21 protein-coding genes and 1 pseudogene are annotated in these 22,835 nt (G+C 66.5%); 7 read left to right on the top strand and 15 right to left on the bottom strand.

All coding sequences use genetic code 11. The features are described 5' to 3' along the window. Nucleotides 1-438, top strand: coding sequence for a nuclear transport factor 2 family protein (locus C8258_RS21160; protein ID WP_106956691.1), 438 nt, complete (start codon nt 1-3; stop codon nt 436-438). 65 nt (nt 439-503) lie between these two features. Here C8258_RS21160 and C8258_RS21155 read toward each other — a convergent pair whose 3' ends face one another. Then, nucleotides 504-1,478, bottom strand: a complete 975-nt coding sequence (locus tag C8258_RS21155; RefSeq protein WP_106956690.1) for a YafY family protein — start codon at nt 1,476-1,478, stop codon at nt 504-506. Nucleotides 1,479-1,604: 126 nt separating this feature from the next. Between C8258_RS21155 and C8258_RS21150 the strand changes: the two genes are divergently transcribed. The 4 genes and pseudogenes from C8258_RS21150 (at nt 1,605) to C8258_RS21135 (ending at nt 3,856) form a co-directional block, all read left to right on the top strand. Next, nucleotides 1,605-2,000, top strand: coding sequence for a RidA family protein (locus C8258_RS21150; RefSeq protein WP_106956689.1), 396 nt, complete (start codon nt 1,605-1,607; stop codon nt 1,998-2,000). A 139-nt stretch (nt 2,001-2,139) separates the two neighbouring features. Then, nucleotides 2,140-2,573, top strand: a pseudogene (locus C8258_RS21145) (hypothetical protein); the annotation flags it as partial. Between the two features lie 20 nt (nt 2,574-2,593). Further along, nucleotides 2,594-3,124: a hypothetical protein gene (locus C8258_RS21140; protein WP_106956688.1), complete on the top strand. Its 531-nt coding sequence runs from the start codon at nt 2,594-2,596 to the stop codon at nt 3,122-3,124. 186 nt (nt 3,125-3,310) lie between these two features. Further along, entirely contained in the window at nt 3,311-3,856 is a 546-nt protein-coding gene (locus C8258_RS21135) for a DUF488 family protein (protein ID WP_106956687.1), read from the top strand. Here the strand turns inward: C8258_RS21135 and C8258_RS21130 are convergent. The 14 genes from C8258_RS21130 to C8258_RS21060 form a co-directional block, all read right to left on the bottom strand. Beyond that, the gene (locus C8258_RS21130) at nt 3,835-4,167 is read right to left on the bottom strand and encodes an MGMT family protein (protein ID WP_106956686.1); all 333 of its coding nucleotides are present in this window, start codon (nt 4,165-4,167) and stop codon (nt 3,835-3,837) included. The genes C8258_RS21135 and C8258_RS21130 overlap by 22 nt on opposite strands. Next, nucleotides 4,164-4,550 carry a TraR/DksA C4-type zinc finger protein gene (locus tag C8258_RS33320; RefSeq protein ID WP_146161294.1) on the bottom strand — a complete coding sequence of 129 codons (387 nt, stop codon included), beginning with the start codon at nt 4,548-4,550 and terminating at the stop codon, nt 4,164-4,166. Before C8258_RS33320 ends, C8258_RS21130 begins: the two co-directional genes overlap by 4 nt. A 297-nt stretch (nt 4,551-4,847) precedes the next feature. After that, the gene (locus tag C8258_RS21120) at nt 4,848-5,411 is read right to left on the bottom strand and encodes a CBS domain-containing protein (protein ID WP_369974790.1); all 564 of its coding nucleotides are present in this window, start codon (nt 5,409-5,411) and stop codon (nt 4,848-4,850) included. 321 nt (nt 5,412-5,732) lie between these two features. Next, nucleotides 5,733-7,268 (bottom strand): CdaR family transcriptional regulator, encoded by a 1,536-nt coding sequence (locus C8258_RS21115; RefSeq protein ID WP_106956684.1) that lies wholly within the window; start codon nt 7,266-7,268, stop codon nt 5,733-5,735. A 983-nt stretch (nt 7,269-8,251) separates the two neighbouring features. Beyond that, nucleotides 8,252-8,749 carry a hypothetical protein gene (locus tag C8258_RS21105; RefSeq protein WP_146161293.1) on the bottom strand — a complete coding sequence of 166 codons (498 nt, stop codon included), beginning with the start codon at nt 8,747-8,749 and terminating at the stop codon, nt 8,252-8,254. A gap of 96 nt (nt 8,750-8,845) precedes the next feature. Continuing rightward, nucleotides 8,846-9,259 carry a hypothetical protein gene (locus tag C8258_RS21100; protein ID WP_146161292.1) on the bottom strand — a complete coding sequence of 138 codons (414 nt, stop codon included), beginning with the start codon at nt 9,257-9,259 and terminating at the stop codon, nt 8,846-8,848. 485 nt (nt 9,260-9,744) lie between these two features. Next, the gene (locus C8258_RS21095; protein WP_106956680.1) at nt 9,745-11,151 is read right to left on the bottom strand and encodes a caspase family protein; all 1,407 of its coding nucleotides are present in this window, start codon (nt 11,149-11,151) and stop codon (nt 9,745-9,747) included. Between the two features lie 2 nt (nt 11,152-11,153). Continuing rightward, nucleotides 11,154-11,504, bottom strand: a complete 351-nt coding sequence (locus tag C8258_RS21090; protein WP_106956679.1) for a hypothetical protein — start codon at nt 11,502-11,504, stop codon at nt 11,154-11,156. A 1,058-nt stretch (nt 11,505-12,562) separates the two neighbouring features. After that, nucleotides 12,563-13,012, bottom strand: a complete 450-nt coding sequence (locus C8258_RS21085; RefSeq protein WP_158271290.1) for an SRPBCC family protein — start codon at nt 13,010-13,012, stop codon at nt 12,563-12,565. Between the two features lie 89 nt (nt 13,013-13,101). Next, nucleotides 13,102-14,022, bottom strand: a complete 921-nt coding sequence (locus tag C8258_RS32930) for an alpha/beta hydrolase (RefSeq protein WP_199195791.1) — start codon at nt 14,020-14,022, stop codon at nt 13,102-13,104. A 208-nt stretch (nt 14,023-14,230) separates the two neighbouring features. Beyond that, nucleotides 14,231-15,700, bottom strand: a complete 1,470-nt coding sequence (locus C8258_RS21075; protein ID WP_106956677.1) for an NAD(P)/FAD-dependent oxidoreductase — start codon at nt 15,698-15,700, stop codon at nt 14,231-14,233. Then, nucleotides 15,697-17,190: an aldehyde dehydrogenase family protein gene (locus C8258_RS21070; RefSeq protein ID WP_106956676.1), complete on the bottom strand. Its 1,494-nt coding sequence runs from the start codon at nt 17,188-17,190 to the stop codon at nt 15,697-15,699. The genes C8258_RS21075 and C8258_RS21070 overlap by 4 nt, the downstream gene beginning before the upstream one ends. A 26-nt stretch (nt 17,191-17,216) precedes the next feature. Continuing rightward, the gene (locus C8258_RS21065; protein ID WP_106956675.1) at nt 17,217-18,260 is read right to left on the bottom strand and encodes a PDR/VanB family oxidoreductase; all 1,044 of its coding nucleotides are present in this window, start codon (nt 18,258-18,260) and stop codon (nt 17,217-17,219) included. Then, nucleotides 18,257-19,150: a metal-dependent hydrolase gene (locus C8258_RS21060; RefSeq protein WP_106956674.1), complete on the bottom strand. Its 894-nt coding sequence runs from the start codon at nt 19,148-19,150 to the stop codon at nt 18,257-18,259. Before C8258_RS21060 ends, C8258_RS21065 begins: the two co-directional genes overlap by 4 nt. 97 nt (nt 19,151-19,247) lie before the next feature. Between C8258_RS21060 and C8258_RS21055 the strand changes: the two genes are divergently transcribed. Next, nucleotides 19,248-19,871 carry a TetR/AcrR family transcriptional regulator gene (locus tag C8258_RS21055; RefSeq protein ID WP_233225231.1) on the top strand — a complete coding sequence of 208 codons (624 nt, stop codon included), beginning with the start codon at nt 19,248-19,250 and terminating at the stop codon, nt 19,869-19,871. Nucleotides 19,872-21,410: 1,539 nt separating this feature from the next. Continuing rightward, the gene (locus tag C8258_RS21040) at nt 21,411-22,556 is read left to right on the top strand and encodes a hypothetical protein (RefSeq protein WP_233225230.1); all 1,146 of its coding nucleotides are present in this window, start codon (nt 21,411-21,413) and stop codon (nt 22,554-22,556) included. Nucleotides 22,557-22,835 lie beyond the last annotated feature (279 nt).

Genomic DNA, 22,835 nt, shown 5'->3' with positions numbered 1-22,835 from the left:
ATGTACAACGCTATCGTACGGTTCCTGGTCCGGAGAACGTGGCGGCGCACCGGCTCGGGCGATCATGACGCCGCCGTGGCGATGGCGGCGCCGGACCTGCGATTCCGCTTCCTCGGCGATACCGCGCTCGGCGCCGACCTGCGCGGACCGGAGGCGTTTCGCGATTGGTTCGCTCGCTTCGATCAACTGCTGCCGGGACTGCGCCTGGAATTGGTGGATGTGGTCTCCAGCGGCCCGCCCTGGAGAACGAAGGTCGCGGTCCAGCTACAGGTGAGCGGGACCCTGGCCGACGGCAGCGGTTACCGCAACACCGCAATGCAGTGGCTCACCCTGCGCTGGGGCAAGCTGGTGGACGATCTGGTCCTGGAGGACACCCTGACCCTGCAACGCGCCCTCGACCGGCAGCAGGCAGACGGGGCGATCGCCCGATCGCTTTGAGGTCGTCGGCAACACGCGATGAACGATCTCTACGCCACCGGCCAGCGGGCGCTGAGTCCCGTGCTTCATTCCGGAGAATGCTCGTATCTGGCCGCGAGGGTGGCTGCCCGGTCGCGGAGGGCCGCGCGCAAGGACTCGGGGGCGAGGACTTCGGCGGCGGTGTCGAGCTGCCAGATTGCCCAAACCGCGTGTCGTAGGTCCTCGAAGGTCACGTCGAGACGGACCCAGCCATTTGCTTCGTGTTCCTCGGCGCGGACGGCGCGCGTGGTGTTCAGTAGTTCCTCTCGTCGCGTGGGCTCGACCCTGACCAGTACAGGGATGTGGTTCTCGGACAGGAACCGGGCGCTGCGTTCGGCCCAGATTCGGTCGAGGTCGGCCTGGTCGGGCCGGTCGGCGAGTTCCGGAAGTTCCTCGGCGGTCGACATGCGCGAGAGCCGGTAGGTGCGATCTTCTCCCGATGCGGCGGCCAGCAGGTATGTGCGGTCGCGGACGGTGACCAGCCCGAGCGGGTCGACGGTGTGCCGACGGGGCTCCTGGTCCGGTGCGGTGTAGTGGAAGCGGAGCTTGTGTCCGGTGAGCACGGCATGGCGGACCACACTCATCACGCCGCTCGCCAGGTCCTCGGTGACCAGACGTCGTGAGAGCAGGTCGGTCTCGGGCTCGACCAGGAATCGTTTGGCGGCGTCGTCCAGGCTGGTTCGGTGGCCTTCGGGAAGCGCGTCGACCACCTTGCGCATCGCGGAGGCGAGGGCGGTGCTGAGGCCGAAGACCTTCTCGCCCCGGCCCGCCCCGGCGGTCAACAGCGCGAGGGCTTCGTCGTGGTTCAGTCCGGTCAGCTCTGTGCGGAAGCCGGGAAGCAGGGAGAACCCACCGTTCCGCCCGCGGTCGGCGTAGACGGGCACGCCGGCCGTGGACAGCGCCTCGATGTCGCGCAGCACCGTACGTGCGGACACCTCCAGCTCCCTCGCGAGCTCGTCCGCGGTCATCCGACCACGTTGGCGCAGCAGCAGCACCAGCGAGACCAACCGATCGGCGCGCATAGTTTCGTTCTTACCAAAAATCATGACACCAGGTGTCGTGATTTATTGAAAGGCTGATTCTGCGGGCGTCGAGGACGGTGGCCACCCGGCCGCCGGACGCACGCAATCTCGAGGATCGGAGTGGCAATGGAACGAACCGCAGTCAACCCGGTGACGTGGTCGCTGGAGATGGGGTTCAACCAGGGTGAGGTCGTCTCCGGGGAGACCCGGACCCTCTACATCTCGGGCCAGACCGCGATGAGCAAGAACGGTCGGCCCGAGCATGACGGGGACATCGCGGCCCAGCTCGCGTTGGCTGTGGACAATCTCGAAGCCGTGCTCACGGAGGCGGGGATGTCCCTGGCGAACCTGGTTCGTCTCAACGTGTACACCACCGACGTGGACGCGCTGTTCCCACACTACGGCGGGCTCGCTGGGAGGCTCGGAGCCGCCGGCGTCGCTCCCACGACCACGATGCTCGCGGTGACGCGACTGGCGATTCCCGGCCAGATGGTCGAACTCGAGGGAACCGCCGTCGCGTAACGCGGCCTTGCCGCTCCTGCTGCTCGTGTCGGTTTGGCTGGCGCGAGCAGCATTGGCTCTCAACGTCGAATGGCTCAAATCACTGGGAGACACGACCTGGGCACCTCGCCCGGATTCAGGCGATGGAATTGCGGTTCACGCCGGTGCCCTGCTCGCCAATATTCTCTGGCTGCAACAGGTGTGGGGACATTCGGCGATCAAGACCGTTTCGCCGTATCTCCGGGACCGCTGATGGTGCCGGTGTTCGCAGTCCTGGCTCACCGGCTGGCCACCCGACTGCCGATCGGCTGGAACGTGGCGGCCGGATGCGCCCTGTTCGGCGCCGGAGGGATCATCGTTTCGCTGTCGCACATGAGCCGCCAAATCGGCACCGCACTCGGAGTCAGCATCCTGGTCGCCATCCTCGGCACACCGATCGGCTACGACATGGCCCACAACGCATTCCAACACGCCTGGTGGGTCCTAGCCTGCGCCGCAGCGGTTGGCGTCGTCACCGCACTGGGCATGTCCCTGGCGGCTGAACGCGATGCCGCGCACCCCGGCGTGAGGATGCGCTCCGCCTCCGGGTACTGATGTAGTGATAGGAGGTGGTTATGAACAGTGCGCAGCTGCGAGCAGCGTTGGCGGTGCTCGGCATCGATTCCGATCACATCTCATCGCGAGGGGCGAACTCGGCGGATGCTGGCCTGCCCGATATCGAGCGAGCGCTGTTGGCGGGCCTGCTGTATCGGGTTGCCGGAACTGCCCTACGCCAGGCCATCACCGAGAACGGGGAAGTATCGCGGATAGAAGCGCGCGGGGCGGCCGCTGTCCCGCGCGCTCCCTGGTTCGACGGTGAAGATCCGATCGAGCAAACGGTTTTCGAGGCGTTCTGGCTTGTCAGCCGGGTGAACCACATGCAGACCGAGTCCGCGAGGACCCGGCGAACACTGATACTGGAAGCAGCGCGCCGCGCCGCCGCCGCGACCAAAGATCTACTCCGCCTTCATCATTCCCTCCTGCACAAACGTCGAATCGAGCCCGGCGATCGGGAATGGCCGGTCGTACTCCGTCATCTCGAACAGGCACACGCACTGACGACGAACGCGGCCTCCGCGGCCGACCCGGAGCCTTTCAGGCAATAACAAACACTGTGGGTGCTGATCGCGCCGAATGGGGAAACCCAGGCACACCCGGTTCGTACCGTACTGGTGGTCGCTGCGGCTGCTCATTCCCGCGGAGGGCATCACCCCGGTGCGGTGGGTTCGCAGATTTCACGAATCAGGCTCGCGATTCCACGATCCGATGAATCCTGTTGTCGAGAAGGCAATATGACCGACCTTCGGAGTGCTATGTCGACCGTTTACACCATCGGTCATTCCACGCATGCCATCACGGAGTTCATCGGGTTACTGCAGTATTTCGGCATCGGTGTGGTGGCAGACATCCGAACCGTGCCCAAGTCCCGGCACAATCCACAGTTCCACGTCGATCGGCTCGCGGGATCGCTGGCCGCCGCGGGTATCGACTACCGGCCGATGCCGGGGCTGGGCGGACTACGCAAGCCGGCGGAAGGCTCGATCAACACCGGATGGCGCAACACGTCCTTCCGCGGATACGCCGACTATATGCAGACGCCCTCATTCGAGGACGCGCTCGATGAGCTCATCGCGCTTGCCGGAGAAGAGGTCGTCGTCATCATGTGCGCTGAGGCTGTCTTCTGGCGCTGTCATCGCCGCCTGGTTGCCGACGCACTTCTCGTGCGCGGCATGGACGTACAGCACATCATGGGGGCGTCGCAGCTCACACCGGCGACGATGACCAGCTTCGCGGTGGCCGCTGGAACACGAGTCAGCTATCCGTCGATGCCGGAGTGATCGGGCGGGCCGTTCCATCGCGCGTGCGTCATGTCCACGCGGCTCCCGCGCATCGGGGTGCCTTCGGCGCGCAGCAGGTCGACGGCGCTGCCGGCGTGGCAGGACGCGGGCGTGCCGTCGGCACGCACGACCCGATGCCAGTGGGTCTCGTCGGACCAGGCGGTCATGACCCGTCCGACTTGCCGGGGCCCGGCGCCGACCAGATCGCCGATCGCGCCGTAAGACATCACCCGGCCGGGCGGAATCTGGTCGATCACGTCGAGGACGCGGCGCGCGAACGGCGATATCGCCCCACTCCCTACCCGACTCATTCGACCCGGACCGGAGGTCGCGTGGCTGCGGCGGTTCGGCGGCGCACCGGGTGGTGGTTTCGGGGCGCAGGGGAGCGCCGGCGAAACAGCTTTCTGCGCGTCGGGCGGGAGTCGTCGCGGTCAGGGAGCTGCTGCCGGCAGTCCAGGCACCACTGGGTGGTGGGAATGGTTTGTAGTAGATGAATCGGGATATCGGTGTGGCAGGCGCGGCAGCGGCCGTATCGTCCCGCGGCTATGAGCGCGAGCGCTTCGTCGATGTCGGTCAGTGCTTGTCGTGCCGCGACGACCAATGTGACGGTGACTTCACGTCTGGCCCTGTCAGCCGCGGTGGCGAATATGGGGACGTCGCCGAGTTCGGCGTCCAATGCGGTCAGTTGCTGCACACGGAATCGGCGTTGCTGGTTCAGAGCGTGTCGGAGGGCGGGCAGATGGTCGGTAAGGCGTGTGCGTGAGGGTGCGTGGGTCATGCTGATCTCCAGGGGCGGGGTCCGGAACGTGGTTCGGTATCGGGTGGATGGGTCGCGCTGGGGCTGCATGACCATCACCTCCGTGCTCTGCGAATGTCTTGCTGACAAGGCCAGGATCGCCGGTGTGGGACAGCGGCGCCTGTCCGTCCGCGACAAGTGCGGGTGCACAACTTGTCCGCTCTCCACTCCCACCCTGAGGCCGATTCGTCGGGGTCAGTGCACAGCAGTAGTGGTCGTGATGGTCGCGGTGCGGACGCCGGGCACCGTGCGGGCCAGGGCGATGGCGATGCGCCGCTCGGATTCGTCGGTGAACAGGCCCGAGACGCCGAGGTGGCCATTGGCCACAGCGACGTGCCAGCGCCCTGGGCCGGCGTATTGATCGAGGCGATTTTGTGCTTCTGCTGCGAGGGTGTCGTCGGGTGTCAGCAAGATGCGCAACACGTCGCCGCGGCTGAGCATGCCGATCACATGGTTGTCGGCGTCGACGACGGGCAGACTGCGCAGGCCGTGGATCACCAGTTCGGTCATCGCCACGGCCACCGGCGCACTGCCGGGAACCGACACCGCCGGTGTCGTCATCACCGCAGCGACCATGTCGTCGAGTTCACCGGCCCGCAGCAGGTCGCCGCTGGTGAGCACTCCGATGAGCCGATCGTCCCGGTCGAGGACGGGCAATGCCGCGTAACCCGATTCGGCGAGCAGCAGCGCCGCCTCGCGTGCGGTGTTGTTGTGCCTCAGGGCGACGATCGGCCGGCTCATCACCTCGCATACCGGCATGGTGTTCATTGTGTTCAACTCCGTTCCATCAGTTATTACCGGCTGTACATCGAAAGCCGGTTCCTCGCTGGGCGCTGTCCCCTGGACTCCACGCTCTTGTGCGGTCTGTCCAGACCGCGTGCAACGGCGCGCTCGTTCGTCGTGGATCGCAGTCGGACGACTTTCGTCTTCGGCGACCGGCAGAGGCCGGTTGCCGGTCTGATCGAACCGCACCGTTCTCTGCGTGTGCCTGCGGCGTTGCTGGTCAACCAAGTATGAGGCGCAGGCTACGGCGATCGGTTGCGCTGATCGGACAATCCGGTCGTGCAGATTGTGGAGATGTCACTGGGGAGCTGTGTCGGATGATTCGGTGACAGCGAGTTCGATCAGCATGGCGAGCCGTTTGCGGGGCTCGTCCAAGCCGAGGTCGGTCACTTCCGCCATCTTTCGTAGCCGGTTGCGGACGGTGTTCTCGTGGACGCCCAGCAGTTCGCCCGCCTGGACGGGGTCGCCCTGGGCTTGTAACCAGGCGCGCAGTGTCGCCACATATTGAGTGGAGTTCCTGCGGTCGTAGTGTCGTAGCTGTGCGAGCGGGCCGCGGGCGGGGGTTCGTCCCGCGAGCCCCGCGGTGCGCAATCGCTGGAGCACGATGTCGTCCCATGCTTCGTCGTAGGCGGGCGGCGGCGTGCCTGCCGGCCGAGTCTCGTGCAGCGCCAGGCATTCTTCGGCTTCTCGGCGCGCCAATGACACTTCCGTGGCCTGGGCGACACCGCTGATGCCGGCAAGCACCGTGAGCTGTTCGTGTAGGCCCGCGCGCAGTTCGCTTATCCAGCGGCGTGCGGTGTCCGGGTAATCTGCGGGCAGCAGGGTGTATATGGTGTCGCCGATCAGGGCGCTGCGGCTCGGGCGGGACCAGCCGAATCCGGTTGTTGCTCGCTCGAAGATGAGCAGCAAGGCGGTGTGCGGCTCGTGAGTTCGGGCGCGGAGCGCGATCACTCGGATGGTGGTCGATGCCAATCCGAGCCTGCTGGCCACTGTCGCTGCGTCCGGGGCCCCTTCGATCAGTGCGATTACCAGTTCCGATTCGACGTGTCGTTCCAGGTCTGCGCTTGCGCGCGACCGCAGCAGGTGCAGGGCCACCGTGTGCGCGCCGTCGACCAATGCGGCCCGTCGGTCCCCCTGCAGAGGTGTCGGGGACGATACCCATACCGATCCCAGCAGTTGCTTGCCCACCCGCACGGCCGCCACCATCCGCCCGGCCATCCCGTGCTCCGGTTGAGCGGCAACGAACAGTGGTTCGTCCGAGGCCCTCACATGGGCGAAGACACCGCACTCGTCGAACAGTTCATGCAGCCAGGGCGGCATCTGCCGGGCCAGGATCGTCTCGATCCGGGCGGGGTCGAGGTGGGACTGCGGCCTCGAATACGCCAGCACGCGGGATCGATGGTCCTCGATCGTCACCGCACCGCCGACCGCGTCGGCGAGACTGTCGGCCAGGGCGAACAAATCGGTCGGTCCGCGCCCTGCCTCGGTCTCTCGGCCTTCCAATACCAGCCCATAGACCACGGCGGCCACCTCGCTCCAGGCCACCGCGGGGTCGACTTCGAGCACAGCCACATCCTCGAGCACCGGCACGTCGCCGATATCCTCGCCGCCACGGATGAGCGCCACAACGGCGCGCGCCGACATTGCCCAGGCCACTACCTCCGAGACCGAGCGTGCGCCGATGCCCAGCAGCACATCGCCGGCTTCCGTGGGGTCGGTGCCAGGCCCGTGGATCACCACGCTGCGCAGGGGGGTGGATCGAGCTACCGCACCCAACCGCACTCGCACCCCGTAGCCACTCAGCACGTCCGCCAGACGGTCCAACGTCACCACGAGTTGCTCCCGTCGTGCGGCCGACCCGGAGTTGCGGTGGCCCCAGTGACAGTCGGTCGCGCGACGTGATGCGCTATCGCGGCGGTCGTGGGGGATCGGCCGCTACGACGCGGTCGACGGCGTGGACATGCTGTGGTGTCGAACGTGCCTGCGCATGGCGTCATGTGCTCACACCTCGCTGTTGCGGGCGCTCACGCGAGTTGATCGAAGTGACGGCGTTGCCGAGACGAAGGTCGATGTCGTGGCCGATGGTAGTAGCCGGGTTCGTGTACGTCGATGCTGTCGCGTCCGGTCTTGCCCTGCAGGCAATTCTCGGACAGAGGTGGCCGCTCGTAGGGGCGCCAGCGATCACTACCTTGTCCTGGGCGGCCATGGTGGTCACCGCCTCGATTCGGTGAGCGCGCTCGACAGTTCGGCGGCGAGGTGGTCCCAGCTGGCCTCGAACTTCGCGAGACCCTCGTTTTCGGACCTATCCCGCCACCGCCCGCCGGGCGGGCCACAGCGATCCTGGTCCCCGACGGGGTCGAGCCGGTCGAGGTCCAACAAGTATCGCACCGGGATCCGAGCCGACGCCGACGCCGACCCCTCGCGTTGATACCCCATGCGGACGCCTATGACGCGTCCGCCGATGCCGAGTGCCGTTATATGCGGTTGCTGGGCAGCCGGCGCGGCGAATGCGGCTGCGCCCGCACCGATCTGATCGAGCAATGGCTGTTCGACACCGCCGCAGCGTCGACGTGACAGCGTTCGGCTCCGTCTCAACCCCGCGCGGCGCGCATCACATCTGCTCGCTTGGGCCACCGCGGCAGCCACTCATCGCGAAAGCAGTCGCACGGCCAGGGATTTGGCCTGAACCCGCGGCGCCGCAGGACATGGCAGCCCCCGCGCCACCCAACGAATTCCAACGCGTCGTCACGTCGGCTTGCATTTCGGGCCTATTCGACCCTCGTCCGTACTGGGCATGGGGCGTGAGCGTGCCGCTCTCACCGGTCGATCGCGCGGTTCTGCACCGGGCAGTCCGTCGGAATGCCGTGGCGGATGATTTCGTTTCGTCCGAGCTCTCGCAGACGGTGCACCTGCCCGGCGGCGTATTGCTCGGGCTCGACAAGTGCTGCGCTGAGACCGCCTGGCTCCGCGGGCAGCAGGCAATCACCGCGGTCGATGTCTGCATCGGTAGGGACGGTCAACTCGAGCCCATAGCGGCGCCGGGTCTGGTCGTCGCGCAGGACCAACTCCACCCGATTGCCCTGCTGCCACGACAGTGACATCGGGCGCAGGACTTCAGCGATCGCTGCCCGCCGCGCGAGGGCCTTGGCCAAGACGTCGAAACACCGGGTGATCCCGGCATCCGCCGATGGCTGGTTCACTTCGATGTCCCAATAGCGCCCTCGCGCTTCGGTATACGAGTGATAGAACCGCGGGAACCTCGGGTTCTCGTACACCGTCTCGACCCGTCGGCCGTCGTCATCGACGAGCGACACCAGCAGTCCGCGGTACCGCACCCGGTGGGCCACCCAGTCGAAATCGGCGGGTGCCGGCGGTGGGTGATCCTGCGTGCCGAGGAAAAAGGTGAAGAATCACGACCGTGCAGCGTGTGCACCTGGCTCGCTCGGGTCCTCCAATACGTAGCACCAGGTCATCCGGGGCAGAAGGACGTTGCGCCAGGCTGTCGCCTCCCGGTAATCGACGACCTTGTCGATGTCCTCGCCGGATGCAGCGGCCTGGTCGACGGCCAACGCCAGGGTCACCATGTGTACGGGACCGGGCTGATCGAAGGTGCCGTCGTTGTCGGCTCGCACGCGGCCGATCTCGGCGAGCAGATTCGAATCCGGTCTCAGGCAGGAACGTGCACTGATAGTCGGTGCCGCGTGCCCGCCGCCGGCCCGTGTGAACCCGAAGGTGTCGCCGCTGACCACCGTGCCCCACTGACTCAACTGTGCTGCTACGGCGTGCCATAACTCATCGGGGTCGGGGCCGTGTAGTTGTGTCATGGCGTCATCCGCCGGGTTCGCGCCGTTGCGGGGGAGTCGGGTGCTCAGTTGATGTCTGCCCTTCTGCGCCCTTGATGAGCGCTGCTGTGACCCACAGCAGCGAAGGCGGGTCGCGTCGCCGTAATCGCAGCAGACGGTCTGTAAGCCGAGGCGGTCGCTGGCCGGCATCTCGCCGCGTGGGTGGGCGAGAACCGGAAATAGTCACTGCCACAACGGCATAACCCGCAGAGAGCCCGTTGCGCAGGCGTACGGCGGTTCGGGGGCGGGCAGGGGAAACGGAGCGATGGCAACATCGGCACCGCGCCCCGGTTCGATCTCTACACGGTCCACCGCGCGAGGGAAGGCGGGGTCTATCGCGCCGCGGTCCTGGATGCTTCGGCCGCCGCATCTTGGGTCGGCCCATCGACTCCGCCGAGAAAATGTCGCTCATTTCGGTCAGCGCTCGGCCAGATCGGTTGCGGCGGCATGTAGTCGGGGACAGTTGATCAGGAGGGGTGGCGGCTCAGGAGACTGGCCAGGGCGAGCGACGCGCCGATCGTGACAACGCTGAGCGCTATCGGCCACACGTGTACCCCCAAAGTGAGTGCAGCGGCGGTGGCCGAGAGGAACCCACAGCCGAAGGTGAGTGGAGTCGGCTTGGGCCGCACGATTCCGAGTCCGGTCCCTACGACGAGAATTCCAGTCCCCGCGAACAACGCGATACCCGCGAGGATGTAGCCGGCGGACTCGCCGAATCCGTTCGTCACGGCTTTGCTGATCTGTTCTCCGCCCAAATCGTGGAGAATGGCGATGAACATGAGCGATAGGGCGCCGCCGAGGGCGAGGTAGTAGTAGAAGCTCGGTTTTCCCAGGGGCAGGTCGAATGGAGGACGCGGTTTCGCGGCAGACGTGACCACTGGTCCGCTTGCGGCAGAAGGCACGAGATCACCGGGTGTGATCCTTCCTGCGGCGGCATCACCCGCAAGCCGAAGTATCGCATCGTGATAGGCGGAGGCGCGGTCTGCCGGTCGGTCGCTGCGGGCACGTCGCGCCAGGTCCTCCCAGGGCGCCTGCTCGTTCGGAACGACCGGCTCGGACCGGACCGACTGCACTGGCCTAGCCGGAGTGTCGGGCTGCGCGGCAGGTTTTCCGTCCACCCCTGCTTTCCCGGTCCAGGCGACGTTTCGGACGAGCCCGAGGCCGTCCAGCGACATATGTGAACGCGCCTGTGGCTCGTCCAGCCCGGAACTTTTGAGGCTGCGCCGGAGCTCGTCGTGCAGGGTCCGCAGGGTGAGAAGCTGATCGCCACCGGGCACACCCTGCCGAATCACCTTCAGCAGGCGCGTGGTGTACGCGGGATAGGTCTCTCCGGGAAGGATTCTCGAGCGCCTGTTGCGGGGAGACGAGGTCAGCACCGCCGTACCGTCGATATCGACCTCGTCGAGGATCCTCATTGTGCTGGACATGCCGCGCCCGATCGCCGAGCCGGAATAGCAGCAGTCGAGGAGCACGACCTTCGCGGCGGCGGTGCTGTCGAGCACCATATCGCGGACCGCGTCGAACCGGACGCCGCTGAAACCCATGTCCTCGTCCCGGGTGCCCGACAGCGCCAAGTGTAAATCGTCTCGGCGGGTCTCCGGGTGCACACCGTGCCCGGCGAAGTAGAAGAGCAGCAGATCCTGTGCCTGTGCTGCGGCATGCGCCAGTGCACTGCCGAGCTGATCGACCGACACGTCCTCCGGCAGTAGCACACAGTGCTCGGGCTTCATCGAGCCGAGCCGCGGATCCGTCAAGACCTTCCGTAGCGCACGCGCGCCCTCGTGGGCCCCTTCCAACCCCGGCTGATGGTGGTAGCTGCCGACGCCGACCAGGATCGCGCGTGACCGGTCCGGGTCCGGCAGACGCAGACGCATGCCTAGTCCTGCTGACCCAGCAGGCGCGTCAACATCCGCTCCAGGTCATCGGCATGTTGTGCGCTGACCTCGATACTGCGGCCGTGCTCGGTGGTGATCCGCAGATCGACGCTCCTTTTCCGCGGTTGGCGCAACCACTCCTTCAACGACGATGCGAGCGCCACCAGCACTGGGCTGGCAGAAATCAGCACAGCGAGGTCCATCAGTGAACCCATATAGCCCGGCTCGGGCACCCGGTTCTGCGCACGGACGTGCACGCGGAGTTTCGGCTCGTCCCGCAACCAATCCAGCAAGTCCCCCAGGGCGTCCCCGGTTTCATCGCCATCGACAGCCAATGCCAGCAATTCCCCCACGTGTGGCTCCTTCCGTGCCGAGCGCCGCATCCAGGCTAATCCGGTGGCTCGTCCCGGGGCAACAAGGGTGTGCGCAGTTGGTAGGGCAAATCGGTTCGGGCAGTTGCTATCTCCTCGGTCAAGGGTTCACACACGGATGGCGACACGCTGCCGGCCGACTGGTCGGCCACGGGTATTCGACCGTCGGTCAGCACCATGAGCACATCCGACGGGGGTTGCGCGCGTAGGGCTTTGGCGAAACCCGTGCGCAGATCCGTACGCCTACCGCCCACCAGCGGTATCCCCTCGGCACGACACAGCGGATCAACGATCAGTGACACCGCGCGGCGATGTTCCTCCGCAGTCGTTCTGCCGGGCCGGTCAGGTTGTGCTCACGTGCCAATCGGTCACGGCGCCCAATGATGGTCACGCACCAGATAGACCCTGACCCGGGGCGGTGGCGGCATCGGCGCGCCGTCGAGATAGTTGTTACGCGGGGTTACGGAGATATGCTAGCGTGGGCGACCCTTCAGCGATGAAGGGGAGCGTCGGCGACGGCGTTCTGAAGAGGGTTGGTGGCGCACTGGAAATGGGAATTGAGCCGCCCCCAGTGCCCCACCGGCCCCTGCGCTGCTAGTCAACTGACCAGCTTCTTGGCAATCTACCAGTCGCCCGCGTCAGCTGTGTGGTCGCCGACAGCGATACCCGGACGAGCATGGGGATCGAGCGCTGCTGGCGGGAGCGCCAATGGTCAGAGCGACGTGTCGATCTCGAACCGGGTGTGCGCCGAAGGCTGGCTGTATCGGCTATCGCCATACGACCTTCGAGCGAGATGAAGCCCTGCGGCCCGCGGCGCGCAGATGCACGCTGCGGGCCCGGGCTCGTATAGCAGGCGTGGTGTGATCGGTGATTTCAAGGTCGATCACAGTCTGCGGCACTGGCATTCGGCGCTGGCTGTCGGACGCCGGCCGAGTACGCTGCGGCATCGTGGCGACCGGCCGGTCCGGCCGAAGGCTTGAACCTGCGACGCCGGCGGCGTGGATGCCCGCAACTCGTGGCACCGGTGCCGGTTCGCGCGGTTACATGGTTGAGGTGCGGGTGGTTTCGCGGGCGGCGGTGTGCAGGATCAGTCGGAATCCGACGCCCAGCAGTGTCTGCCCGAGTCGGGTGAGAGCGCCGCCGATGAGTGGAGTGGTGATGGCGAAGTTGATTCTCCACACGACGTGGGTGCGGTTTCCTTGCCGCTCGAGGTCGATGCTGCCGCCGCGGTGGGGAAGTGGGGGGCGTGTGGCGTTCACGTCGTAGGCGATGTGGGTGGGTTCGCGGTATTCGGTGATCGTCTCGGTGAACAGCACTCCGCCGGCGAGTATTTGGCGGCGATGTCCGATGCCGTGCGCGGTGGGTGTGCCGTGGCTGAGGTCGCGCACGCGCAGTACTCCGGGTGCGCGGGAGTAGTTGCGGGCATCGGCCAGCCAGGCGAAGACCGTCTCGATGGGTGCGTCGATGGTGCGGGTCACTGTCAGCGGCATGTGGTCGGCTTTCCGGTAAGAACACCGCCGTCGCCGCGCTGAGGACAGGCGGACGCGGGCGGGTGATGGGGCGGTGGAGGGCGTGACGTCTATGCGGCGATGTGTTCGAGTCGGCCGGTGACGAATCGGCCGATGGCTCGGTAGGCGGCGCGGCATTCGGGGATGAATGCCGGTAGCGCGTGGAAGACGTGAATTTGCCGGGACCAGGTGTGTAGCCGGCATTGCGCGCCGGCGGTGTGCAGGCGAGCGGCCAGTTCGATCGCGTCGGCGGCGAAGAACTCCTCGTCGCTGGCGTGGATCAGCGTGGGCGGTAGCGGGGCGCCGTGTGGCGGGCGAAGTTGCAGGGGCTGGTCGGTGAATTGCGTGACCGCTGCGCTGGCTACCGCGGCCGACAGCAGCGGGTCGTGATGGGCTGCCTGGCGCGCGGTGCGCAAGGTGAGGTCTGTCATGGGTGCCAGCAGAACCATCGCCGCAGCGCTGGTACGGCCGTGTGCGGCGTGGGTGAAGGCCAGGTCGGCGGCCAGGTACCCGCCCGCCGAGTCGCCGGCCAACACGATCTGCTCGGCGCTCAGCCCTCGATCGCGCAGGGCGGCGTAGGCGGTGGCGACGTCGTGCACAGCGGCGGGATAGGGGTGCTCGGGGGCGAGGCGGTAGTCCACGGCGAAGACCGGCAGCCGTGTCACGGTCGACAGCCGGGAAGTCAGTCCGCGGTACCCGTGGGGTGAGCCTGCGACGAACCCTCCGCCGTGCACATACAGCACGGCTGCGTCGCGGCGGTGCACGCGCGGCCCGATGACCCATTCGCCGCGGACGGGACCATTGGTAACCGGTTCGATGATGCTGCCGCGCAGTACCGGCGCCGCCGCCCGCATCACGTGGTCGATCACCGCGCGCATCGCCGGCAAGGTGTGAGCGTTGACCGGGATGGTTCCTGTCATGATCGGTGTCAGGGGCCCGAGCCCGCGGTGCAGGGCGCGCGCACGCAGCGACACGGGAGGAGCGGGGTTCATGAGGTCACCGTGGAGTGCTGGCGCCGGCGCACACCAGCGCGCAGGCCTGGGTCGGTCGGGCGGGCAGCGGCGAGGTCGTTGACGATTCCGTGTAGCCCGCAGTGAGGCTGCCGCGCGGCGGGTGTGATGCCGATGCCGTGCGTGGTGGTCGGCGCGTTCCGGTGGGGCGGCATCGGTGACATTTGATCTCGGCGGCGGGGTCGCGGGGTCATCGGCTACTCAGTTCGTAGGAGTCGGCGTCGAAGTGTGCGGTGCGGCGGCGGTATTCGAAGCTCCAGTTGGGATAGAGCCCCGCGTTGTCGCCGTCGGCGGTGGTGTAGTAACTGGTGCATCCGCCTGTCAGCCACACCGTCGAGCGACTACGGTCCTGCATTTCGGTCAGGAATCGTTGTTGGGCGTGTGGGCGCAGCGCGATACGGGTGGCGCCGACGCGTTGGGCGGTGGCGATCGCGTCGACGATGTAGGTGATCTGGGATTCGATCATGTAGACCGCCGACTGGTTGCCGGCGGCGCCGAAGGGCCCCAGCGTGCAGAAAAAGTTGGGGAACCCCGCCACCGCGACACCGAGGTAGCTGTGCGGCTTCTTGCGATACAGCTCGGCCAAGGTGAGGCCGTCGGCACCGGTGAATCGTTCGTAGGCGGTGGGAATGGAGGCGAAGCCGGTGGCGAAGATGATCGTGTCGATGGGGTGTTCTCGCCCGTCGGCGGTCACGATTGATTTTGCGCGCACATGGCTGATCGCGTCGGTGATCACCTCGACGTTGGGTTGGTCGAGGGCCGGCAGGTAGGCGTCGGAGAAGATGGCGCGTTTGCAGCCGATCACATAGTCCGGTGTCAGCCGTGCCCGCAGGGCGTGGTCGCGGACCTGGCGGCGCAGTTGCAGCCGGCCCAGTGCCTCGTAGGGATGGCGGAAGCGTTGATCGACCAGTGAGATCAGGCCGAACGCTTCGATTGCGCCGTACCAGCCCGCGCGGATCGCTTTCTGCACCACAGGCACACCGCGCAGCAGTTTTCGTTCGGCGGCGGTGGTGGGTCTGTCCAGTCGCGGCATGATCCACGGCGCCGATCGCTGGAACACGAGTAGTTTCGCTACCTGCGGCTGGATTTCGGGCACGAACTGCACCGCGGAGGCGCCGGTGCCGATGACCGCGACTCGTTCACCGGTCAGGTCGTGGTCATGGTCCCAGTGCAGCGAATGGAAGCGGGTTCCGGTGAATGTATCGAGTCCGGGCAGCGCCGGGTATTTCGCTTCGTCGAAGATCCCGGTGGCCGAGATGAGGATGTCGGCGGTCATGGGTCCGCGGCTGGTGGTGATGTGCCAGCGGGAATCGGCATCGTTCCAGCGGGCGTCGAGCAGTTCGGTGCGCAGCCGGATGTGTTGTGTCACTTCGTGTTCGGTGGCCACGGCGCGCAGATATCGGAGGATCTCGGGCTGGCGGCCGTAGGTGCGTGACCAGTCGGGGTTGGGGGCGAAGGAGTAGCTGTAGAGGTGGGAGGGGACATCGCAGGCGCAGCCGGGATAGGTGTTGGCACGCCAGGTGCCGCCCAGGTCGTCGGCGCGTTCGATGATGACCAGGTCGGTGAATCCGGCTCGGCGCAGTTTCACGGCCAGTCCGATGCCGCCGAACCCGGCGCCGACGATGAGGATGCGGGTGTGTTCTCGGGCCGTGCTGGTCATCGTCGGCTCCGTCCGTGCAGGATGCCGATGAGGGTGTCGACGATGGCGTCGACGCGCTCGGTGCGCCGGAATGTCGTCAACGCCAGCGGCGAGGGAAGCCGCCGGCGGGTGACGGCTTTGGCGTAGGTGAACTCTTTGAGTCCGTCGGCGCCGTGCACGCGCCCGAATCCGGAAGCGCCGACGCCACCCAGTGGCAGAGTGGGAACCAGGGCGTGAGCGACGAAGGCGTTGATCGACACACCGCCGGCGCGGATCCGCTGCGCGATCGCGGGTCCGTGGTGGCGGGAGAACACGGTGGCCCCGAGCCCGTAGTCGGTGGCGTTGACCTTCTCGATGGCTTCGTCGATGTCGCGGACGCGTGTGAGGGTCAGGGTCGGGCCGAAGGTTTCCTCGGTGATCGCGGCCGCGTGGTCGGGGACGTCGGTAAGGATGGTCGGCTGAACGAATTGCCCCTCGATGCTGTCGCGGCCGCCCAGCAGGGCTCGGGCGCCGAGCGCGAGTGCCTCGCTGATGTGGCCGCGGATGACCTCGACCTGTTTGGGCATGGTGATCGGGCCGATCTCGGCCTCGTCGTCGCCGGCGCGGACCGGGCGCGCTGCGGTCAGCAGGGCTTGCAGGAACTGCTCATAGACTCGGGTGTGGACGTAGACGCGTTCGATGCCGAGGCAGGTTTGCCCGGCATTCGACAGTGCGCCCCACACCGCGGCGTCGGCCGCTGCGTCCACGTCGGCGTCGGCGTCGACGATCAGCGCGTCCTTGCCGCCGCATTCCATCAGCACCGGGGTCAGATTTTCCGCGCATGCTGCCATCACCTTCTTGGCGGTCGCGGTGGAGCCGGTGAATCCGATTTTGCCGACCCCGCTGCGGCACAACGCTTCCCCGGTCGCACCGTCTCCGGTGACAACCTGCAGCACCGGGTGTTCGGGCACGGCGCGGGTGAACGCCTCGGCCAGCCACACCCCGACACCCGGGGTGTATTCGCTGGGTTTGAAAACCACCGCGTTACCCGCGGCAAGCGCGAACGACACCGAGCTCAGAGGCGTGAATACCGGGTAGTTCCAGGGGCCGATGACACCGACCACCCCGAAGGGGCGGTATTCGAGGCTGGCGCTGTGATCCAGGGTGAGCAGACTCGACCCCATCTGCCGCCGGCCCAGGACCTTTTCCGCGTTGCGCGTGGCCCAGGTCAGGTGTTCGAGTGCCATCGCGATCTCGAGGTTGGCGTCGGAGATCGGTTTGCCCATCTCGGTATGGATGACATGCGCCAATGCCGCACGCCCGCGGGCGATCTCCCCGCGCCAGGCGTCCAGGCGCCGTGCGCGCTGGGCGAATCCGAGCTGATCCCACCAGCTCGCGGCCTCGGTCGCTGCGTACACCGCCACGTCGACCTCATCGCCGCGGTGCAGCGGGTAGACACCGACGAGTTCACCGGTGGCGGGATTGTGCACCTCGAAGGTCGAGGGGCTCGGAGCAAAGGGGTGGACGGTCATCGACGGCGTTGTCCTTTTCTTCGTCGTCACAGGTCGAGCACTATTTCTGCGTCCGCCGCGCGGGAGACGCAGACCAGCATGTGGTCGTCGCGGTCCTGGGCGTTGAGCAGCCGATCGCGGTGATCGACCGCACCGGCCAGGACCGCGACTTTGCAGGCGCCGCAGAAACCCTGCTGGCAGGAGTAGCTCACATCCGGCAGTCGGCGGCGGATGGCGGTCAACGCGGTCTCTCTCGCGCCCACGCGCACGCTGGCACCCGATCGAGCCAGCCTCACGGTGAATTCGCGCCCGTCGCGCACCGGTGCCGCCGAGAACCGTTCGGTGTGCAGTGATCCGGTCGGGTTGATCTGCCACATGCACCGGCCGGCCGCGGCCACCATCGGCGGTGGCCCGCACACATACACCGCGGCACCCGGCGGCGCCGTGGCGATCAGCTGTGCGATGTCGGTGACGCCGTGCTCGTCGTCGCAGTGCACCTCGGCATCGGTGGGCAGCTCATGCAGGAACGGCATGCTCGCTCGGGACCGGCCGAGATAGATCAGCCGCCCGGCCGCGCCCGCGGCTTTGGTCATCGGCAGGATCGGAGTGATACCGATACCGGCGGCGATGAACAGATACGCCGGGGCGTGCACGAGGTCGAAGGCGTTGCGGGGCCCGCGGATACGCAGCCGATCACCGGCACGCAGGCTTTGGTGCACCTCCGTCGAGGCGCTGCCGTCGGTGATCTGCCGCACCGCTATCCGGTATCTGCTGCGGTCTCGCGGGTCACCGCACAGTGAGTATTGGCGCTGTCGCCCCGACGGCAACACCACATCGAGGTGTGCGCCCGGTCGCCATGCCGGCAACGGCTCGTCCCCGCAGCCGCGCATCACCACACTGACGACGTCCTCGGCTTCGGGGGTGATCGCCTCGATGGTCACCGTGAGTTCGAAACCGCTGCGCCGCACGGCATTCGGTCGTGACAGCAGATCGCTGGCGAATCCGGCGACGAACACGCGTTTGTAGGCGTCGACCGCGGTCGCGATCGCCCGCAACCCGGCGGGCACCGCCGGCTGCTCGCTTGTGATCATCGATCCGCCGCTCGCGCTGCCGGAGAATGTGCCAGATACCGCAGCGCGGTGTCCATCGATCCGAGCTGGGAAGGGTGGAAGTCACGCCGCAGGTAGCGGGGGAGCTCGGTGAAAAACACCGTCCAGCTCGGGATCACCCCGCGCCGGGTGGCGCGCAGAAACTGCCACAGCCAGAACCGGCCCTTGTCCGGCGAGGGATCGCTTCGATAGAGGTAGGCGGCCGAGAACACGAACAACGGCAGCAGCGTCGCGGCGGCCAGTAGCGCGGTTCGGATCCGGCGGGCGTAACCGCCGTCCAGATGCATGTAGGCGTCGAAGACGACGCTGCGGTGCTCGACCTCCTCGGCGCCGTGCCAGCGCACCAGATCCAGCATCGCCGGATGCATGCCCCTGGCTTCGAGGATCTCGGCATTGAGCAACCATTCCCCCAGCACCGCGGTGTAGTGCTCCATACCGGCGAACAAGCCCAGCCGCTCGTGGAGCCATTGCTTTCTCGCGCGACCGCTCAAACCGTGGTCTCCGAGGACCCTGTCGACGAGCCAGGCGATGCCGGCGACGTAGGAGTTCACATCCAGCCCGATGGACTGCAGGTGGCGGCGAGCCGCGTCATGGCTGTCGGCGTGCATCGTCTCCTGCCCGATGAAGCCCACCACCTCTTCGCGCAGCCGCGGGTCATCGATGCTGGGCAGTGCCTCGGACAGGGCTGCGGCCATCGCCCGCTCTCCCTCGGGCAAGACCAGGTGCATGACGTTGACGATGTGGGTGGCCAGCACCTCGCCGGGGATGTAGTGCATCGGCACCGAATCGAAGTCGAAACGCACATCGCGTGCGTTGATCGCGTGCGCTTCGTCGCGGTAGGGGCGCTTCGTCGCGCCATCGGTGTGAGCCATGCCACCAAACTACACAGCAACAAAATACATTGCACTGTTGCGGCAACATATTTGCCACACCTGTTGCAGCGGTGGTCGTTTCTGTTAGCGTGGAACCGTGACCGCCGCCCCGGAAACCGCTGCGACCCGCACCGATGCCGACAGCATGGAGGCGCGGATCCTGGACGCCGCACTGGCGCGATTCGAAAAGGTCGGGGTCAAGAAGACCACCATCGAAGACATCGCGCGCCAAGCGGGGCTGGACCGGGTCACCGTCTATCGGCGCATGGGTTCGCGCGACGACCTGGTCCAAGCCGTTATCAGCCGTGAAGTGGCCACGGTGCTCGCCGAGATCACCGCGCTCGCCGAGAGTCACGACATGATCGAGGACCTCGTCGCGGCCGTCTTCGTCACTGTGATCACCCGCTGGCGCACCCATCCGCTCGTCGCGACGATGCTCAGTGTCGAACCCGACCGGGTCGTGTCGAAACTGACCCTCGACGGCGGCAAGCAAACCTTCGATATGACCGTCGCGGCTACCACGCTGATGCTCGAGCGGGCCGTCGCACGCGGGCTGCTACCCGCCGAGCGTGATCTGGCGGCTCGCGCCGAGGTCGTCTGCCGCATCGTGCACTCGATGATCCTCGCCCCTCACGGCGTCGTCGACCAACTGCTCACCGAGAGCGATCTCGCCGAGTACGCGCACCGCTACCTCGCCCCGATCCTGGCCGAACCCCGGTAATCAGCCCTGCCGCCCGACGCCGCCTGCCCGCCGAGACGGCGGCGCGACCGCGTATCCGTCACGGCCCGAGGAACAACCGTTCGCACGGTAGACGTGGAGGCCGGTGTTCGCCACGCGGATTGCTGATCACCTCGAGGGTGCACCAGCGCGATTTCATCCAATCGTGGAGGAAATTGTCCAAGGCCGCCGCCGAGACCACATAGTCGAAGCGACTGCCGCGCAACCACAGCCGCAGATACACATCACCGCCAGGCTCCAGCGCACCGAACCCGTGGCACCGGCGGTCCGTCGCCGACGGCGCTGCTGACCGCTCCGCCGAAATATTGCCACACCAGCAGGGCGTGGGCCGCCCAGGCCGATGGACCTGCCCGAGAGTCGAGGTCGCCGCCGGAGCACAAGTGTGTAGACAACCAGCCGGGTCGTGACTGGCGACAGGTCGCGTCTCTGCTGTCAGTGCCATAAGGCCTCACCGTCAGGGGTGCTGGTCGTGTCATCAGAGGAATCGATACCTATGCTATAACGCAACAAAATGAGTTGCAATGTTGCTCGGAACAGTGAGGGTTTTCCGCCCAATCTGTCCTATACCCCTGGGGTGGGCTTGTCCCTGGCGAGCGTCCGCGGCGATGGCCGGACCGGCGTGGGCTGGACTACGCGCCGACCAGTACCCGCGGGGTACGGTCGTCCGGAATGACTCGACCATGGCGTATTTGTCCGAGACTCCGCGCCTGACGTACCGCTCGTCCGAGCGATTCGCCATTGATGGGAAGGCTCGCCGGACCTGGACGGCGGCGGTGGGGGATCATCCCTCTTCGGAGCCTGACCCAGTTTCCTCGGATGGAAAGAGATCGGACATGGACGTTCAAAGCATCATCAGCTTGCTGCTCAGTGCGGGCAGCAGTGTTCTCAGCCTCGGAAGCAGCGTGCTGAGCCTCTGACCACTTTCCGACGCCCGGCGTTTCCGCGTGCCAGGGCCCGGCCGTGGTGTGAAGCGGGTATTACCGGCGGCCAGACACCGGTTTTCTGGCCATTATGCGAGGCGAGAGAATCGTTCGAGAACGCCACTCGCGCAACACCGCCGAGAATCTGCGTCATTGCCTACGCGAGCTGAACCGGCGCGGTATCGACCCGGAGCAGCTCCGAATCACGGTGGTAACCAGTAACTTCACGTCTCCGGACTGCCGGGCTGACCCGCCGCCTCGGTATCGATGCCCAGTGCCGAGGTCTCGGGCCGCCGCTTATTTCCTGCCCGCCGCTTTCTTGCGCGAATTCGTCGCGGCATTGCCGGCGCAGCCACATCACGGTCGCGTTCTCGCTTCTGGTCGTCCTGCTGGCCGTGATGGCCCTGCCGTGAACACAGGGCCGTGCCTCACGGCGGACGGGTGATCCGATCACGCGGCCTGAGACCTCTGCGATCGAACCACCGCTCGAATCGTCAACCATCAAGTGGCACAACAAAGCCCGACCTGCGTCGATCCGGATAGGCTTGCCGGTACCGCCGTTCGATCGAAGTCGACACAGCGGTGGTGATCTACTGGATTCATGATGGCACGGGAAACTCCGGCGACGCTCATCGAGGCACTGCTGGCGGGCCCACGCGGTCGTCGTCTTCTCCTCGAGTACGCGCGCATCGCCGACGAGCGTGCGTGTGTCGAACACGCGCAGGACTCCTTCTGCTCCGGAGTGTTCTATGCCGCTCACCAACTCGATGCGGGAGGCGGAACCGCATGCGTCATCTACGGGCCCGGCGCCGACCAGCCCCTCCCGCGGGTCCCGCCCGAAGAAGTCGCGCGACTGCTGGCGGACGTGCCGCTGCCCGATGTGACGAAAAAGGACCTGCATACCTCGCTCGCGGCGACCACTGATTCCGCCCGGTACTGGCAGGAACCCGAAGGTGAAGATGTTCTCGCTATGACGGACCCGATGCTTCGAGAACTGCGACGCGTCGCCGAACACATCGGTGCGTCGGAGCACGCCCGGTGGTGGACCACCGGCGTTGTTCGCGACGAGCAGTGGTCAGTGGGGTGGGGCAAGCGGCGCGACAGCGTTCCTCCGGTCGGGAAAGTGCTCACCGCATGGCTGGGCGGGGTGATTGCGGAGGAGAAACGCGCGGCGCGGGAACGCCTCACCGATCCGACAGCCGCCTACTCCGGTGTGTGGTGGTCGTCGCCGCTCGGTGTTCCGTGCTCGACGCGGACACTCGATGACGGTTCGCCCGCGTCTCTGTGGTTCGTCGAAGACTCCGCGGGTGAGAATCGTGCCTGGGCTCGACGACAGATCATCCCGGCAGACATCGATGTGTTCGAAATCGACGGCGCCGCCGCCTGGGCGCACCTGTGTCGGCGGTTCCCGCTCGAGGTCACGGCGCAGAAACGCCACGACTGGTACCGCACCACGGGCCGCGACGGACGGTGGGTTGTGCCCGACTGGCATGCCGTAGCCGAGGAGTACGGGGGAGTGCACCTCACCGTCGTCGGCTATCTCGCGGCTGCGGGCATCGCTATCGGTGTCGACGGTGATACGGCGTCGGTGATCGCGGGATGGGCACCCGACGAAGCGTTCTGGCTCACCGATGACGTCCGCGCCGATGGTGACATCGTCGAATGGGCGCGCGACGATATCAACGAGACGTGGTCCGGCAGCCGAAGCGGGGCTGGTGGATGCAGTGCGAATTGCGGCCACAGCTGATGTGCTGCAAGGTATTTCGGTGATGGCAAGACGCCTGATCGACAGGCTCGCCGCGGCCGCGGCGCCGGTAGACCGGTGCTGCCGAGTGCTGGGGGTAGCCCGGCAGAATTACTACAAGGCCGAACGGCGTGTAGGTCCGTATGAATCGGCGTCCGCTAGTGAAAAAAATAAGCTCTTGCCGTATCGAAATGCATCTGAACTGCGGGTTTGCTATTCATCGAAACGGGGCAGACGGGGGTGGGTGACGAACTGACTCAGTCTACTTGCGTAGCGACCGCA

Origin of the sequence: Nocardia sp. MDA0666 (genome assembly GCF_003023875.1) — a bacterium.
GTDB lineage: Bacteria > Actinomycetota > Actinomycetes > Mycobacteriales > Mycobacteriaceae > Nocardia > Nocardia aobensis.
Note: the sequence above shows the minus strand (reverse complement) of the source record. Positions and strands in the feature narration are given on the sequence as shown.

Bases quoted from the DNA above. Each gene is read 5' to 3' on its own strand.
- C8258_RS21150 (WP_106956689.1), top strand. From the start codon at position 1,605: ATGGAACGAACCGCAGTCAACCCGGTGACGTGGTCGCTGGAGATGGGG.
- C8258_RS21140 (WP_106956688.1), top strand. From the start codon at position 2,594: ATGAACAGTGCGCAGCTGCGAGCAGCGTTGGCGGTGCTCGGCATCGAT.
- C8258_RS21155 (WP_106956690.1), bottom strand. From the start codon at position 1,478: ATGCGCGCCGATCGGTTGGTCTCGCTGGTGCTGCTGCTGCGCCAACGT.
- C8258_RS32930 (WP_199195791.1), bottom strand. From the start codon at position 14,022: ATGAACCCCGCTCCTCCCGTGTCGCTGCGTGCGCGCGCCCTGCACCGC.
- C8258_RS21130 (WP_106956686.1), bottom strand. From the start codon at position 4,167: ATGAGTCGGGTAGGGAGTGGGGCGATATCGCCGTTCGCGCGCCGCGTC.
- C8258_RS21085 (WP_158271290.1), bottom strand. From the start codon at position 13,012: ATGCCGCTGACAGTGACCCGCACCATCGACGCACCCATCGAGACGGTC.
- C8258_RS21095 (WP_106956680.1), bottom strand. From the start codon at position 11,151: ATGCGTCTGCGTCTGCCGGACCCGGACCGGTCACGCGCGATCCTGGTC.
- C8258_RS21100 (WP_146161292.1), bottom strand. From the start codon at position 9,259: ATGACACAACTACACGGCCCCGACCCCGATGAGTTATGGCACGCCGTA.
- C8258_RS21040 (WP_233225230.1), top strand. From the start codon at position 21,411: ATGATGGCACGGGAAACTCCGGCGACGCTCATCGAGGCACTGCTGGCG.
- C8258_RS21070 (WP_106956676.1), bottom strand. From the start codon at position 17,190: ATGACCGTCCACCCCTTTGCTCCGAGCCCCTCGACCTTCGAGGTGCAC.
- C8258_RS21060 (WP_106956674.1), bottom strand. From the start codon at position 19,150: ATGGCTCACACCGATGGCGCGACGAAGCGCCCCTACCGCGACGAAGCG.
- C8258_RS21065 (WP_106956675.1), bottom strand. From the start codon at position 18,260: ATGATCACAAGCGAGCAGCCGGCGGTGCCCGCCGGGTTGCGGGCGATC.
- C8258_RS21160 (WP_106956691.1), top strand. From the start codon at position 1: ATGTACAACGCTATCGTACGGTTCCTGGTCCGGAGAACGTGGCGGCGC.
- C8258_RS21120 (WP_369974790.1), bottom strand. From the start codon at position 5,411: ATGCCGGTATGCGAGGTGATGAGCCGGCCGATCGTCGCCCTGAGGCAC.
- C8258_RS21135 (WP_106956687.1), top strand. From the start codon at position 3,311: ATGACCGACCTTCGGAGTGCTATGTCGACCGTTTACACCATCGGTCAT.
- C8258_RS21075 (WP_106956677.1), bottom strand. From the start codon at position 15,700: ATGACCAGCACGGCCCGAGAACACACCCGCATCCTCATCGTCGGCGCC.